Genomic DNA, 14,981 nt, shown 5'->3' with positions numbered 1-14,981 from the left:
CGGCTTACTGCACGGCGCCTTGCGACTGGCGCGGCACGTATCCCGTCAGGTGCCAGCGGCCGTCGTCGTCGAGGCGAAAGCTCAGCTTCTCGTACACGGTTGCGCCGCTCGTCAGCGTGGTTGCATAGTCGACGTTCGCGTAGATCCCGTCGGGCATCGCCGATGCGTTCGTGTAGCGGATGCGCGTGATCTGCGCCCAGCCGCGATGGCTGACCGTACCGACGGACTGGCGCGCATGCTGCATGTCGGCCGCGAACTGGTCCTGCTTGATGCGCGCCTTCACGAACGCGGCGGCGTCGCTCCACACCGCGCCGTACTGGCCGGCGTCGAGCTGCTTGAACACTGCATCCGAATCTCGAAGCAGCGTGTCGGCCGATTCGCCGGCGGATTGCGCGTGCGCGCCGATCGCGATCGAAGCGACGGCGCAGCCGATCAGCCATTTGGCGCGGGTGAGGGGCGTGCGTGCATTCATATCGGAGTCCGGAAAGAGCGGCGCGTCATGCGTCGCGATAGAGGGTGGCGATCGCGTCCGTGTAGGCGGCGACGTTCTCGGGGTTGTAGATGCTGACCGAGCTGAGCACGTGCTTCGATTGCTCGCGGTAGGCTTCCAGGTTCGCGTCGTGCTCGGCAAACGCCTGCAGCAGCGCGCGTCCGCCGGCCTGGCAGTCGAAGTCCGGATAGAAATACCCGGCCTTGCCGAGGAACGGCGAGTTGTGGATCAGCGGATAGTCGCCGTACAGCAGTTCGTAGTACAGGTAGTTCTGCGCGTTTTCCCACGTGTGCGACACCACCGCATCGCCGTACGCGGCCATGAACTCGTACACCGCATAGCGGCTTTCGAACGTCGTGATGCCATGGTTCACGATGTCGAGGCTCTTCGCGAAGTGGACGAAGGTTGCGTGCTCCTTGATGTGGATCGTGTTGCACACGCGCACGAACTCAAGGAATTTCGGATCGGCGCGGTATGCCTCTTCCGTGACCAGCATCGGGATGATGCTCGTCTTCACCATGCAGATGTTCGGCTCGAACATCGTCACGCGCCAGCGCGGCTTGCCGGGCCGATAGCCGTACGACAAACCGGTGCCGAGCGTCGCGCGCGCCTTGTCGAACAGCATCGGGTGCCAGATGTGCGGGACGATCGTGACCGGTGCACGCAGCCCCGTCTGGTAATAGTGCAGGCACGAGCGCTCGAATTCGGGAATCGTCCACACCGCGTCGTACGGCGCGCCCGAGAACAGGAAGCCCGACGGCTTGTTGAACATCGCGCGCTCGATGTCGATCACGTAGTCGTTGCCGACCCGCATCGTGACGACCTTGCCGCCGCGCTCGCGGAACGCGCACAGGTAGTCCGCGCCGAACTGCGCGCTCATTTCGATCAGCACGTCGCAGCGTTGCAGCGCTTCGTCCATCGACAGCAGCGGCACGTCCCATTCGCCGAGCATCATCTGCGGATCGGCGACCTGTTCGCCGCCGTTCACCATCACGGCTTCCGCGACGAGCGGCGACTGGCGCAGCAGCAGGATCAGCAGCAGGCAGTTCTGGAAGATGCCGTTTTCCCACAGCGACTGGCCGGCGCCGCGGACGAACAGCGACACGCCGACGACGAGACGCTTGCCCTCGCCGGGCGCTTGACGGGCATTGGAGTCCGACATGCGTATGCTCCGGTTCAGGCGACCAGACGCGAGACGAACGCGTCGAGGTTCGCGGGGTTGTCGATCGAGACCGACTGCAGCAGCCGGCCGGCCTTCGCACGGTAGTCGTCGAGGCGTTCGTCGTGATGCAGCCACGCGTCGAGCAGCGCGCGGCCGCCCGCGGCCGAGTCGAAGTCCGGGTAGTAATAGCCGGCGTCGCCGAGCAGCGTCGAGTTGTGGATCAGCGGATAACCGCCGTGCAGCACGTCGTAATACAGGTAGTTCTGCCCGTTTTCCCAGTGGTGCGACACGACCGCGTCCGCATGGCGCGCCATGAAGCCCGGCAGGTCGATGCGCGGTTCGAAGGTCGCCTTGTGCTGGCGCACGAGATCGAGGCTGTTCGCGAAGTGCACGAAGGTCGGATGCTCCTTCATGTGCATCGCGTTGACGACGAACATGTGTTGCACCGCGTCCGGCCGCGCGCGGTAGAACTCGTCGCACGCGAGCATCGGGTAGTGGCAGGACTTGACGACCGAGATGTTCGGCTCGAGCATCGCCAGGCGCCACGGGCGGCGGCCGGGCCGATAGCCGAACGTCGCGCCTTCGCTCGCCAGCGCGGCGATGCGGCGATCGAGAAAGTACGGCGACCAGATGTGCGGCATCAGGTGCACCGGCGCGCGCAGGATGGTCTGCAGCATCGGCGCCGCGGTCTTGTCGTATTGCGGCAGCAGCCACACTTCGTCGAACGGCGCGCCGTTGAAGATATGCCCCGACGGTTTTTCGAAGATCGGGGTTTCGCACAGGCCGGCATACATGTGCCCGCAGAAGAACGCGGCGATTTTCTTGCCGAGCGCCTTCATGTGCCTGAGCCATTCGACCGGCAACTGCGCGCCCATTTCGATCACGACGTCGAGTTCGTGCGTGACGTCGGCGGGATTCACGAGCGGGATGTCGAGGCCGTCGAGTTCGAGGCCGGCCGGCAGTGCGTTGGCGTCGCCGCCGTTCAGGAAATAGACGGGGCCGACCCGATCCGAGCGCTTGAGCATCATCGCGAGGAACGCGATGTTCTGGTGAATGCCGTTTTCCCAGATCGCCTGGCCGTCCCGCGCAAACAGCGAGATGCCGACGGCCGGCCGTTGCTTGCGGGTGCCGCCCGAGGCGGCTTCATTGATGTCCGTCACCGGTTGGTTTCCTCTGCGGCGTCGTGCGTCCGGGCATGGCGTCGAGCGTCTGGCCCGGAAGCGGCGCGCCGTGGATTGTCATGGTTGCATTCGCGCCGGTGCGCCGCGGCGCGCGAATCGGGCGACGTGGTTCGCGAGGGCGGCAGCCGGATTCCGGCGTGTCGTCGGGCACGCCTGGCACGGCGTGCGATTCGGGCAGGCTGCCCCGGCGACTGTCTGCGGCGATTGTGGCACGGAAATCGCCGGTTTGTGGAGGGCGTGACGAACTTTGACATAGCCGGCGGCCAGCGGAAACGGGGCGCCGGCGCAGCGGCGCCCGCGTTGATCGGCGGATGTCCGGCGCGGCGCTGGCGGCTTGCCGGATCGGCCGCCGCGCGCGGCGGTCGCCCGCTCAGTGCTGCAGCGTGATTTCGACGCGGCGGTTGCTGGCACGGCCTTCGGGCGTCGCGTTGGACGCGACCGGATCGGCCTTGCCGCGGCCCGTGACCGTCAGCGTGTCGGCCTTCAGCCCGTGCGCCTTCAGATAGGCGGCGACGGATTCGGCACGGCGCTTCGACAGCGCAAGGTTGTAGTCGTCGCTGCCCACCGTATCCGTAAAGCCGGTGATCGTCACCTGCGAGTACGTGCGGTCCGCGCGCTCGCTCAGCAGCCGGTCGAGAGATTCGCGCGCGGTCGGTGCGAGCGTCGCGTGGTCGGTCGCGAACAGCGCGTCGCCCGACAGGTTCACGCGTTCGACGGCGGCAGGTGCCGGTTCGGCGGCCGAGGCCGCAGCCGCTTCGGCCGGCGCGGCGCCGCACTGGAAGACCAGCGTCGCGGGATCGGATGTGTCGCGCAGCGCGCGGGCCGAGTCGACGGCACGCACCGGCTGGTCGCCGCAGATCTTGCGGGCGGCCTTCATGCAGGTCTGCGGGCCGGACAGCAGGCCGTGGCAGTCCACCTGGAACGTGCGCATGCCGTCGCGCGACTGCAGTTCGGAGGCGCTGAAGGTCGGGCCGGATGCGGTCGAGCACGCGGCGAGGGCCATTGCGGAAAGCGCGAGCGCAAAAGCGAGTTTGTTCACGGTTACGTCCTCAAAGCTTGAGTTGACAGAAGCCGGCCGCGGGCTGCGCGGCCGGCTCGTCCTGCCGTCGGGGCCGCCGCGGGCCGGGCGGCCTGGCGGCGCGACGCGTTATTTCCATTGGTACAGCATGCCGGCGCCGATCACCTTCTGACCGCCGCTGAAGCCGCCGTTGATCGACGCCTTCAGGTTCTCCGTGATGCGGGCCTGCATGTTGACCGCCATCGCCTTCTGGCCGAGGAAGGTCGACGTGCCGACACCCATGCCGAAGTTGGCGTCGCGATCGAGCTGCGGGATCGACGCCATCGCGCCGACGGCTGCGATACCCTGCTTCGCCATCTGGTCGGTCTGCTGCAGTTGCGAACCCAGCGAGTTGATCTGCGCCTGCTGGCCCGACAGTGCCGTCGACAGCGTCGTCTGCACCTGCGTCAGCTGGTTCACGTTCACTGCGTCGGTGCCTTGCGTACCCGGCGCGACGTTCACGATCTGGCGCTGCTGCGTGTCGCTGCCGACCGAGACGACGTTCGAGCGGCCGCCGTCCGTCGAATTCGAACCGATCGCCACCGAGTTCGAGCCGGCGGTGACGGTCGGGTGATCGCTGCCGGTACCGTTCATGTCGGCGGCGATGCCGTTGTTGTTCACCGCACGCGTCTGGTTGTTGTTGATCGTCGTCGACAGCTGGTTCAACTGGTTGTTGATGTTCGTCACGCCGGTCGACAGCGAGGCGACCGTGCTGTTCGTCGAGCTCAGTCCGGTGGACAGCGAACCGATGCCGGTCGACGTCGACGTGGACAGCGACGACACGTTGCTGTTCGTCGCGCTGAGGCCCGTCGACAGCGAGCTGATCGCGGTCGAGGTCGACGTGGACAGCGACGTGAGGTTGCTGTTCGTCGAGCTGAGACCCGTGGACAGCGAGTTGATACCGGTCGACAGAGACGCGACGTTCGACGCGGTGGACGTCGACAGCGCGGTGACCGCGTTGTTCGTCGCGTTGAGCTGGCTGCCGTTGATCGCGTCCGTGCTGCTGGCCGAGATCCGGCCGGCCGCGACGTTCGTGATCTGGCGCGTGGCGCCCGTGGTTGCGTCACCGACGCTGACCACGCCGACCGGCGAGCTGCCCGCGAAGAAGTACGTGGCGCCGCCGATCGTGGCGCTCGACGTCGGGTTCGCGGCACTCGTGACCGAGTTCGCACCGAGCGCGATCGAGTTGGCGACGTTGGCTTGCGCGTTCGTGCCGAAGGCGAGCGCGTCGGCGGCCGTGGCCTTGGCGCCCGAGCCGTAGGCTTGTGCGCCGGTGGCGCTGGCCGTGGACTGGTTGCCCAGCGCGATCGTGTTGTCCGCGGTGGCCTGGTTCGAGCTTCCGAGTGCGAGTGCGCTGGCGCCGTTTGCGGTGTTCGCGTTGCCGAGCGCCACTGCGCCGTTGCCGGTCGCCGTGTCGTTCGCGCCCATCGCTACCGCGCCGGTGCCGGTGGCCACGCTCGGATCGCCGATCGCGACTGCGCCGTCTCCGCTCGCGGTGTTGCCGGAGCCGATCGACACGGCCTTGCCGCCCGTTGCCGATGCGTTCTGGCCGATCGCGACCGCGCCTGCCGATTGCGCGTTCGAGCCGTCGCCGACTGCGACGCTGCTGGCGCCTGCCGCGCTGGCGTTGACACCTGCGGCGAGGGCGTTGGGGCCCGTCGCGCCGTCGTTGGCGTAGTTGCTTTGCTGCACGCCGTTGTCGTTGACGCTGTAGTAGTGCGTCTTCGCGGCGTTGATCGCGGTCGAGGTCGAGGTCGACAGCGACGACACCGAGCTGTTCGTCGAGCTCAGGCCGGTGGACAGCGAGCCGATGCCGGTCGAGGTCGAAGTGGACAGCGAAGTGATCGAGCTGTTGGCCGAGGACAGGCCGGTCGACGTGGAGGTCGACAGCGAAGTCACCGAGCTGTTGGTCGAGCTCAGGCCGGTGGACAGCGAGTTGATGCCCGTCGAAGTCGAAGTGGACAGTGACGTTATCGAGCTATTCGCCGAAGACAGGCCGGTCGACAGCGAGTTGATGCCCGTCGAAGTCGACGTGGACAGCGACGTGATCGAGCTGTTAGCCGACGACAGGCCCGTCGAAGTCGAGGTCGACAGCGACGTGATCGAGCTATTGGCCGACGACAGACCCGTCGACGTCGAGGTCGACAGCGACGTGATCGAGCTATTGGCCGACGACAGACCCGTCGACGTGGAAGTCGACAGCGAATCGATCGAGCTATTGGCCGACGAGAGGCCGGTCGACGTGGAGGTCGAAAGCGAAGTCACCGAGCTATTGGTCGAGCTGAGGCCGGTGGACAGCGAATTGATGCCGGTCGAGGTCGAAGTGGACAGCGACGTAATCGAGCTGTTGGCCGACGACAGACCCGTCGAGGTGGAAGTCGACAGCGACGACACCGAGCTGTTGGTCGAGCTCAGGCCGGTGGACAGTGAATTGATGCCGGTCGAAGTCGAAGTGGACAGCGACGTGATCGAGCTGCTGGCGGACGACAGGCCTGTCGAGGTCGAGGTGGACAACGACGTGATCGAGCTGTTAGCCGAAGACAGGCCGGTCGACGTGGAGGTTGAGAGCGAAGTCACCGAACTGTCGGTCGAGCTGAGGCCGGTGGACAGCGAGTTGATGCCGGTCGAGGTCGAGGTGGACAGCGAAGTGATCGAACTATTCGCCGAAGACAAGCCCGTCGAAGTCGAGGTGGACAACGACGTGATCGAGCTGTTAGCCGACGACAGGCCCGTTGACGTGGAAGTCGACAGCGACGACACCGAGCTGTTGGTCGAGCTCAGGCCCGTGGACAGCGAATTGATGCCGGTCGAGGTCGAGGTGGACAGCGACGAAATGGCGCTGGTCGCGGTACCAACCTGTTGGGCAACCGAATAAAGCTGGCTGCCATTGATCGCGTCGGTACTGGTCTGCGTCACCTGGCCGGCGGCGACGTTGGTGATTTGTCGCTCGTTGCCCGGGCTGCCGACGCTAACGGTGCCGACCGGCGCGGTGCCTGCGAATCCTCCGAACGTGACGCCGTTGACGGTCGCGCTGCTCGTGGGATTGGCCGCGGCGGTCTGCGAGTTGGCGCCGAGCGCGACGGAATTGTTGGTGCCGGCTGTGGCGCCGCTGCCGATGGCGACGGCGTCGGTGCCGGTCGCGACGCTGTCGGCACCGGTCGACTTCGCGTGGAAGTACTTGATGCCCTGGCTGTTGATGTTGTCGATCGCCGAGCCGACGCTGTTGGCGGTCGACGTCGTGCCGTTCGCGTTGTAGGTCGTGTACGCCGGTGCGGAGACCGTCCCGGTCGTCGGGTCGTACGTGGAGCCGCCGCCGAGTGCCGATGCCGTGCTGTTGCCGAGGTTGTCCGTCTTGGTCGTGACCGTGCTCAGGCCGGTGGACAGCGAGTTGATGCCGGTCGAGGTCGAGGTCGAAAGCGACGAGATCGAGCTATTAGCCGACGACAGACCCGTCGACGTGGAAGTCGACAGCGAAGTGATCGAGCTGTTAGCCGACGAGAGACCCGTCGATGTCGAGGTGGACAGCGAAGTCACCGAGCTGTTGGCCGAGCTCAGGCCAGTGGACAGCGAATTGATGCCGGTCGAGGTCGAAGTGGACAACGACGTGATCGAGCTGTTAGCCGACGAGAGGCCGGTCGAGGTCGAGCTGGACAGCGACGTGATCGAGCTATTCGCCGAAGACAGACCGGTCGAGGTCGACGTGGAGAGCGACGTGATGGAGCTGTTGGCCGACGACAAGCCGGTCGACGTGGAAGTGGACAGCGAAGTCACCGAGCTGTTGGCCGAGCTCAGGCCAGTAGACAGCGAATTGATGCCGGTCGAGGTCGAAGTGGACAACGACGTGATCGAGCTGTTGGCCGAACTCAGGCCGGTGGACAGCGAGTTGATGCCGGTCGAGGTCGAGGTGGACAGCGACGTGATGGAGCTGTTCGCCGAGGACAGGCCCGTCGAGGTCGAGGTGGACAGCGACGTGACCGAGCTGTTGGTCGAGCTGAGACCGGTCGACAGCGAAGTGATGCCCGTCGACAGCGACGAGATCGCGCTGCTGGACGACGACACCGTCGTCGACAGCGAATTCACGACCGAATTGGTTGCAAAGAGCTGGGAGCCGTTGATCGCGTCGGTGCTGTTCGCCGTGATTTGGCCGGCCGCGACATTGGTGATCTGGCGCGTGGTACTCGTGCTCGCGTTGCCGACACTGATCACGCTGCTCGGATTACCGCCCGCGAACGTGCTGGTCACGCCGCCGACGGTACCGGTCGGTGTCGGGTTGGCTGCCGCGGTGACGGAGCCGCTGCCGAGCGCGACGTCGCCGGCGTTGTTGGCGATTGCTTTCGGGCCGATCGCGACCGAGTCGGTCCCGAGGGCCTGGCTGTCCGCCGCCGTCGAGTTCGCGTGGAAGTACTTGATGCCCTGGCTGTTGATGTTGTCGATCGCCGAGCCGACGCTGTTGGCAGTCGACGTCGTGCCGTTCGCGTTGTAGGTCGTGTACGCCGGCGCGGAGACCGTCCCGGTCGTCGGGTCGTACGTGGCGCCGCCGCCGAGTGCCGATGCCGTGCTGGTGCCGAGATTGTCCGTCTTGGTCGTGACCGTGCTCAGGCCGGTCGACAGCGAGCTGATGCCGGTCGAGGTCGACGTGGACAGGGAAGTGATCGAGCTATTAGCCGACGACAGGCCCGTCGACGTGGAAGTCGACAGTGAAGTGATCGAACTGTTAGCCGACGAGAGACCGGTCGATGTCGAGGTGGACAGCGAGGTGATCGAGCTATTGGCCGCCGAGAGACCCGTCGATGTCGAGGTGGACAGCGAAGTCACCGAGCTGTTGACCGAGCTGAGGCCGGTGGACAGCGAATTGATGCCGGTCGACGTCGAGGTCGACAGCGAACCGATCGAGCTGTTAGCCGACGAGAGGCCGGTCGAGGTCGAAGTGGACAGCGAAGTCACCGAGCTGTTGGCCGAGCTGAGGCCGGTGGACAGCGAATTGATGCCGGTCGACGTCGAGGTCGACAGCGAACCGATCGAGCTATTTGCCGACGACAGGCCAGTCGACGTGGAAGTCGACAGCGAAGTGATCGAGCTGCTAGCCGAAGACAGGCCGGTCGAGGTCGACGTGGAGAGCGACGTGATGGAGCTGTTGGCCGACGAGAGGCCGGTCGACGTGGAGGTCGACAACGAGGTGATCGAACTATTAGCCGACGACAGGCCGGTCGACGCCGAAGTCGACAGCGACGAGATGCCGGTCGAAGTCGAAGTCGACAACGAAGTGATCGAGCTGTTAGCCGACGACAAACCCGTCGACGTTGAGGTCGACAGACTGGTGATATTCGACGTCGTCGTGCTCGCGACTGCGTAGAGCTGGCTACCGTTGATCGCGTCGGTGCTGTTTGCACTGACGAGGCCTGCTGCGACGTTCTGGATACGACGCTCTGCGTTCACCGCACCGACGCTGACCACGCCGCCTGCCGAATTCGCGCCTGCATACGTGCCAAAGGTCTGACTACCGATCGTCGTGTTGCTGACCGCGCCCGTGCCGCCGGTCGTGGTGCCTGCGGCGGAGGTCGTGATCGAGTTGCTGCCAAGTGCAACCGAGTTTGCAACAGTCGCGCTCGAATTGACGCCGATTGCGATCCCCGACGTGGCGGCCGAAGTAACTGCCGACTGGCCGCCGATCGCGATGCTGTCCGAAGCGGCCGACTGTGCGCCCTTCGTTGCATTGCTGCCGATTGCGATCGAGCCCGCGCCGGATGCAATGGTCGAGTTCGCCTGCGACAGAGGCGTGGTGCCGTTGCCGCCCGCGCCGCCGATCGCGACGGAGTTCAGCGCGTTCGCCGTCGAGCCGAAGCCGAGTGCGGTCGCGCCGGCACCGCTGGCGGTGGTTTCGAGGCCGGCTGCGACGCCCCACAGGCCAGCTGACGACAGCATGCCGGTGGCGACGGCGCCGTTACCGGTCGCTTGCGCGAATGAACCGTAAACCGTGACGCCGGTCCAGCCGTTGCCGTTGGAGTTACAGCCGGCCACGACCGAATACGTACCGGAGCCGTCCCCTGCCTGGTTCGCCGTGCCGCCCGGGTTGACGCGGCCGACTACGCCGTTGCTTCCCGTAAAGCAGGTCTGCTGTGTGTTGAGCGTATTGGCCTCGGCGAGCCCCGGCAGGCCGATCGCCAGTGCTGCGACTGCGGCGACCACGACGGCCGACTTGTTCGGCTTGCCCCGGGCCGAATCGTGTTCCGATGCCGCGACCCAGGCGCCAAGCGCTTCGTTCCAGATCGAGCGGTATGTGCGGTTCATGTCCTGCTACCTCCAAATGTGCACGCCACACACCGGTCTCTTTTGTTAGAGGAATACTCCGTGCGCTAGCGCGAATCTCAAAATTGATGGGGCGGAGTTTATTGGAGGTGCATTTACGAGATTGACAAACAGTGCTAAATGAAGTGGTTTTAAAGTTAAAGAATGGTTAATGGATCGCGTTTTGATACATTTGTTGTGTATGCAAATGAAAGATTCAAGAATGAGCATTGTATGGTTGGGTTTTTTCGGCCTACTCACGTAATTTTGTATAAAAATCAACTAGTTATGATTGATGTGTGCGGTGGGTAACACAAGCGGATGGTCAATAAGTAAGACAAATTAAATGGCAAACGTTTGCGCGAGCTACCATTCTTTCATTTTTGAAATGAATGATTGTGTGTCGAATGATAATATATGTACCTTATTTTTAACTTGTTAATTTGTATTGTTATTGGGATTTTATTTCTGCTGTTTATGATTATCTTTAAATAAATTTAATCTGAAGTGCCGGATATCTGGCTGTGCTGATTTGCGCATCTCGTCCGTCGTGGCTGCCCGTGTGGCGGGCGTTCCGGGCAGGCTGGCTCGTCGAATGTGTAAAAAATTGCTACAAAGCGACAGATAGTGTTCCTTGCATTCAACTATCGGATTTGTCCTATTGACGATATCGGTGATGTTGGTATGAGCGCGAAATGGGGAGGCGTGCCAGATAGTCGGGGAGACGGCTCCGCAGCGGCGCCCCACGCGGCGTCGACAGGTTGTTGAAGACCGCCGGTCAGCGCCGGGGATGACGCACCTGAAATGTCAGAATCGGCTGCGGCAATTTGCTCCCACGCCGGGGCGCGCCAAAGCGTCGGAGGAAAAATAGGGTGGGATGAGATGTATCGGGCGCGCCACATTCGGTCCGCGGAGGTGAGCCGAAGCCGTCGTTCACCGCATGCAACGAACTGGCTTCGGGCAGCAGGGGCGTCGATTCGTGCGGAGTGCGGCGCGAGCGTTCCGGATCGAATCGGCCGCGATGGCGACGGTCAACCCGCGCTGCGCGGACGCACGGCACCTCGCACGAAGGGGGCCCCCCGCATGACCTGCGGCCGCGCCCTCGACCTTACTTCTTGAGAAACCGCAGCGCGAACCGCGCCATCCGCGGCACGAACATCGGGCGCAGCAGGCGCTTGTCGTAACCGGCCATTCGCCGGTCGTTCTCGACCAGACACAGCTCGATCAACTCGCGCGGGTTCAGCGCATCGCCGATGTCGGCGGTGCTCGTTGCCGGGAAGTTTGCATCGTGCGCGACGCCGTCGGCGTCGATGCCGCGTGCGATGCCGATGCGTTCCCATATCAGGAACGCCCAGACGGCCGCGACGCGGGCGAAGAACCGCGGCCGGCGCCACCACGGCAAATTGCGCCAGTACCATGCGAACCAGTTCACGAAAAACAGGATGTGCCGCCCTTCCTCCTGGATCACCGGCTCGAAGGTTTCGACGAGCTCGGGCGGGAAATAACCGGAGCGCTGCGCGGAGCGGAACAGGCCGAACGCGAAGAAGCTGTCGATGCATTCGCTGAAGCCGGTGACCATCCACGACCACTCGGGGTCCTTCGGCGCCGGGTAGGCCGGCTCGGGCTCGAGCCGGATGCCGTAGGCCTCGACGAGCTTCGACAATACGACCTTGTGACGCGCTTCCTCGCCGCCGTCCATCTCGAGCGCGCGGCGCAGCAGCGGATCGCCGACCGTCGCTGCGTAGGTCGCCACGCGAATCGACGCGCGGCCTTCGGTTTGCACCGCGATGTCCCAGATCGGCAGCGACGTGAGCCGCCTGAGCTCGTCGGGCTTGAGCGCCGGCCAGTCGATCACGGCCGGCTTGTACGGGTTGTGTGTGTCGAGCAGCATGCGACAGAACATCTGCTTGTGCGCATCGGAACCGATCCTGACCGGACCATGACTCTCGAAGGTCCAGTTGCGCATCGCGTGATCTGCGGCTGCGTGCTCTTCCTGCAGCGTGTCAGTCATGGCTGTTGTTATGCGATTACGGGTCGAAAGATTCTTGCATAGCTTCCGTAAACGCGTATTTTCGTGCGGCCATGCGCACGCCGGCCAGGCGTGCGTCACGCGTGCGTGTCGACCCAGAGGCGGCCCCAGCGGGACGCATAAGCGAGCGCGTGTTCTTCTTCGAAGAAGAAATCGATCGCGTCGAACGAAACGGAGCGCGGCGACGGCCCGCCGCCCGCTCGCTCGATCGTCAGGTTGGCGGCGAACAGCCCGTTCGGCAACCGGGCGGCGGCGGGGGCGACTTCATAGCCCTTGTAGCGGATCGTACGGTTCATGGCGTGCGCGGAGAAAGTTCGGACTTTCAGCGTACGAAAACCCGCCGGCCGCGTGAACCAATCTTTCGGCCAATGCAAATCACGCGGCGGGCCGAATCGATATCGAGAGGGCATGCCGGGAAAGGGGATTCGACGCGAAGCGTCGGTGTGGTTTGTGCGTGGCGCGGTGCCGGCGCGCGCAGCACATCGCCGCGCGTCCGAAGACGCGCCGCCCGCGCACGGCGGACCTTGTCGGCCGGGCGCGGGCGGCGGAGTGAAGGGGATTACTGGTTGGCGACCTTCAGCACGGGTGCGAGCGCGTCGACCGATGCCGCGTGTGTGGTCGCGCGATGCGACGCGAATGCGAGCGCGAACTCGGCGGCTTGCGCGCCGACCGTCTCGAGCTGCGCGACGACCTTCGGATCCGAGCAGCTGTCGGCGCTTTCGAAACGCGTTTCGAGCGTGTTCACGGTCGCGCCGAACGGCGTCGGCCAGCCGCGCAGCGCATGGACGATCGAACGCAGCGACGTCAGCACGGTGCCGGCTGCCTGCCAGCCGTACGCGGTGACGATCAGGCCGACCGCGCGGCCGTCGAGATAGGGGCGATCGTCCGCGCGCAGTTCCTCGAGCGTGTCGAGTGCGTTCTTCACGAGGCCGGAGACGCCGCCGTGATAGCCGGGCGTCGCGATGATGATCGCGTCGGCTTGGCGCACGGCGTCGATCAGTTCGCGCTGCGCGTCGGTCAGCGTTTTGTGTTCGGGGGCGTAGTGCGGCAGCGTATGCAGGAACGGGCCGTCGAACAGGCGCGTGCGTGCGCCGGCGGCCTGCGCGCCGCGCAGCGCGAACGACAGCGCGCGTTCGGTCGACGACGCTGCTCGGGGGGTACCGCCGATGCCGACGACGAACGGGCGGCGGTGTTGATCGAATGCAGTCAAGGGGCGCTCCTCGGGGATGGCTTGCCCGGCTAAGCACAGGCTTAAAACCAGATGGTAACGACCCCATCGCCACTCTGAAAACGACTTTTCGTTCTATCGATATGCCGCGCGGCGGGGGCAATCGTGTGCGCGGCCGCGCAGATCGATAGCAGAAATGCTTGGTTGGGACGGTGCGCCGCGGTCGATAAGATGGGCCCGTCTCCTCCATGATGTCTCTACTGACATGGGTTGGCCCCGCCGCGCGGATGCAGGCGGGGCTTTTTTTCGTCCCGGTCAGGAAAAGGGGCGCGATGCCGGCGGCCGTTGCCGGTTACTCGAATACCGGCCGGAAGAAGCTGCGTTCGTAGCTGACGATGCAGCGCGTTTCCTCCGCGTAGCGGAACGCGGCCTGGCATGCCGGATCGTCCTTCGAGCGTTCGCGGTAGCGCTCGTACTCGGCGAGGCTCGGGAACGAGAACATCGCGAGCGCGATGTCGCTCGCGCCTTCGGACGGCAGGAAGTAGCCGTGATGCGTGCCGCCGAACTTTTCGACGAGCGGAATCCACATCTTGCCGTAGGTTTCGAACTGGTCGAGCTTGTACGGATCGATGACGTAGCGGAGGAAGCAGGTGACCATGTGCGCTCGCGGTGCGGTGACGGAACAGCGAGTCTGGATCGCGTCGCCGCAGGTGTCAACGGAGCGCGTGCGGGGCGTCGACGCCGTCGCGGGATTTGTTGCTTGCGCGCACAACGATCGGCGCATTCTCATGCGTTCGCAACGACGCCGGCAGAGCGGTGGCACGTATCTTCGTTGCCGTTTTTCCTGCAAGTATTTCCCCGAACTTTTACGACATTTTTTCTTGCGACGGCGGTCGGCGCGCTCATAGACTTCGGGCATCCCAACCACGGAGCACTGCGATGTCGATACCCTGGAACGCGATTGCCGAACGTCTCCCTGCCGCGCCGCCTTCCGTGTGCGCCGACCGGGTGGTCGTACGGCGTTTCGATCCGGCAGTCGACAGCTATGCGCAACTCACGCCGATGCTGCATCGCGCGTTCGCGCGGCTCGGCGCGATGGGGCTCAACTGCACGTGCGTCGATCAGGACGAAGACGTCACGCGCCGCCGCGCGGAAGCGGGCGAGTGCTACGTCGCCGTGTGCGGCGGGCGCGTGATCGGCACGGCCACGCTGTATGGGACCGATCCGTCTTCGGCCTGCTCGCTGTACCGGCGGGAAGGCGTCGCGAGCGTGCGCCAGGTGGCCGTGGATCCCGATTGCCAGAGTCGCGGGATCGGCGCATTGCTGCTGTCGTTCGCCGAGCAGTGGGCCGCGTTGCGCGGCTATACGCTGCTCGCGCTGGATACGCCGCATCCCGCGTCGCATCTGCTGGCGTTCTACGGCGCGCAAGGTTTCGAGGTCGTCGACGTGATGCGCTTCGCCGGCAAGCGCTACGACAGCGCGATCCTCTGCAAGCGGCCCGTCGTGCACGTCGTGCGCCGCGTGCCGCCGGCGTCGCGGCTGGCCGTGCGCGTGGCGGCCGTGCGGCGTCTGGCGCATGCGTTGCCGGCGCGCGTTGTGGCAGCGGCAC

Annotated in this window: 10 protein-coding genes; 1 reads left to right on the top strand and 9 read right to left on the bottom strand. The window is 64.9% G+C overall.

The genetic code is table 11. The features are described 5' to 3' along the window. Positions 1-4 precede the first annotated feature (4 nt). The 9 genes from ACPUER_RS17775 to ACPUER_RS17735 form a co-directional block, all read right to left on the bottom strand. On the bottom strand, positions 5-472 hold the full coding sequence (locus tag ACPUER_RS17775; RefSeq protein ID WP_425131720.1) for a DUF4019 domain-containing protein: 468 nt from the start codon (positions 470-472) through the stop codon (positions 5-7). Positions 473-497: 25 nt separating this feature from the next. Beyond that, positions 498-1,652, bottom strand: coding sequence for a DUF2827 domain-containing protein (locus ACPUER_RS17770; protein ID WP_425131719.1), 1,155 nt, complete (start codon positions 1,650-1,652; stop codon positions 498-500). 14 nt (positions 1,653-1,666) lie between these two features. Further along, positions 1,667-2,812, bottom strand: coding sequence for a DUF2827 domain-containing protein (locus ACPUER_RS17765; protein ID WP_425131718.1), 1,146 nt, complete (start codon positions 2,810-2,812; stop codon positions 1,667-1,669). A 391-nt stretch (positions 2,813-3,203) separates the two neighbouring features. Next, the gene (locus tag ACPUER_RS17760; protein WP_310132098.1) at positions 3,204-3,872 is read right to left on the bottom strand and encodes an OmpA family protein; all 669 of its coding nucleotides are present in this window, start codon (positions 3,870-3,872) and stop codon (positions 3,204-3,206) included. 108 nt (positions 3,873-3,980) lie between these two features. Further along, complete coding sequence (locus tag ACPUER_RS17755) at positions 3,981-10,178, bottom strand: ESPR-type extended signal peptide-containing protein (RefSeq protein WP_425131717.1); 6,198 nt, start codon at positions 10,176-10,178, stop codon at positions 3,981-3,983. A 1,105-nt stretch (positions 10,179-11,283) separates the two neighbouring features. Beyond that, the gene (locus tag ACPUER_RS17750; RefSeq protein ID WP_310132101.1) at positions 11,284-12,186 is read right to left on the bottom strand and encodes a ferritin-like domain-containing protein; all 903 of its coding nucleotides are present in this window, start codon (positions 12,184-12,186) and stop codon (positions 11,284-11,286) included. 95 nt (positions 12,187-12,281) lie between these two features. Further along, the gene (locus ACPUER_RS17745) at positions 12,282-12,500 is read right to left on the bottom strand and encodes a hypothetical protein (RefSeq protein WP_034180843.1); all 219 of its coding nucleotides are present in this window, start codon (positions 12,498-12,500) and stop codon (positions 12,282-12,284) included. A 263-nt stretch (positions 12,501-12,763) separates the two neighbouring features. Further along, positions 12,764-13,414: an NADPH-dependent FMN reductase gene (locus ACPUER_RS17740; protein ID WP_425131716.1), complete on the bottom strand. Its 651-nt coding sequence runs from the start codon at positions 13,412-13,414 to the stop codon at positions 12,764-12,766. Between the two features lie 310 nt (positions 13,415-13,724). Further along, on the bottom strand, positions 13,725-14,030 hold the full coding sequence (locus ACPUER_RS17735; protein WP_175962144.1) for an NIPSNAP family protein: 306 nt from the start codon (positions 14,028-14,030) through the stop codon (positions 13,725-13,727). Positions 14,031-14,311: 281 nt separating this feature from the next. Between ACPUER_RS17735 and ACPUER_RS17730 the strand changes: the two genes are divergently transcribed. Continuing rightward, on the top strand, positions 14,312-14,981 hold a 670-nt coding region (locus ACPUER_RS17730), incomplete at its 3' end, for a GNAT family N-acetyltransferase (protein ID WP_425131715.1).

The organism is Burkholderia sp. DN3021, from assembly GCF_049805555.1.
Lineage (GTDB): Bacteria > Pseudomonadota > Gammaproteobacteria > Burkholderiales > Burkholderiaceae > Burkholderia > Burkholderia pyrrocinia_C.
This window is presented reverse-complemented; position numbering and strand designations above follow the sequence as displayed.

Bases quoted from the DNA above. Each gene is read 5' to 3' on its own strand.
- ACPUER_RS17735 (WP_175962144.1), bottom strand. From the start codon at position 14,030: ATGGTCACCTGCTTCCTCCGCTACGTCATCGATCCGTACAAGCTCGAC.
- ACPUER_RS17770 (WP_425131719.1), bottom strand. From the start codon at position 1,652: ATGTCGGACTCCAATGCCCGTCAAGCGCCCGGCGAGGGCAAGCGTCTC.
- ACPUER_RS17745 (WP_034180843.1), bottom strand. From the start codon at position 12,500: ATGAACCGTACGATCCGCTACAAGGGCTATGAAGTCGCCCCCGCCGCC.
- ACPUER_RS17750 (WP_310132101.1), bottom strand. From the start codon at position 12,186: ATGACTGACACGCTGCAGGAAGAGCACGCAGCCGCAGATCACGCGATG.
- ACPUER_RS17755 (WP_425131717.1), bottom strand. From the start codon at position 10,178: ATGAACCGCACATACCGCTCGATCTGGAACGAAGCGCTTGGCGCCTGG.
- ACPUER_RS17775 (WP_425131720.1), bottom strand. From the start codon at position 472: ATGAATGCACGCACGCCCCTCACCCGCGCCAAATGGCTGATCGGCTGC.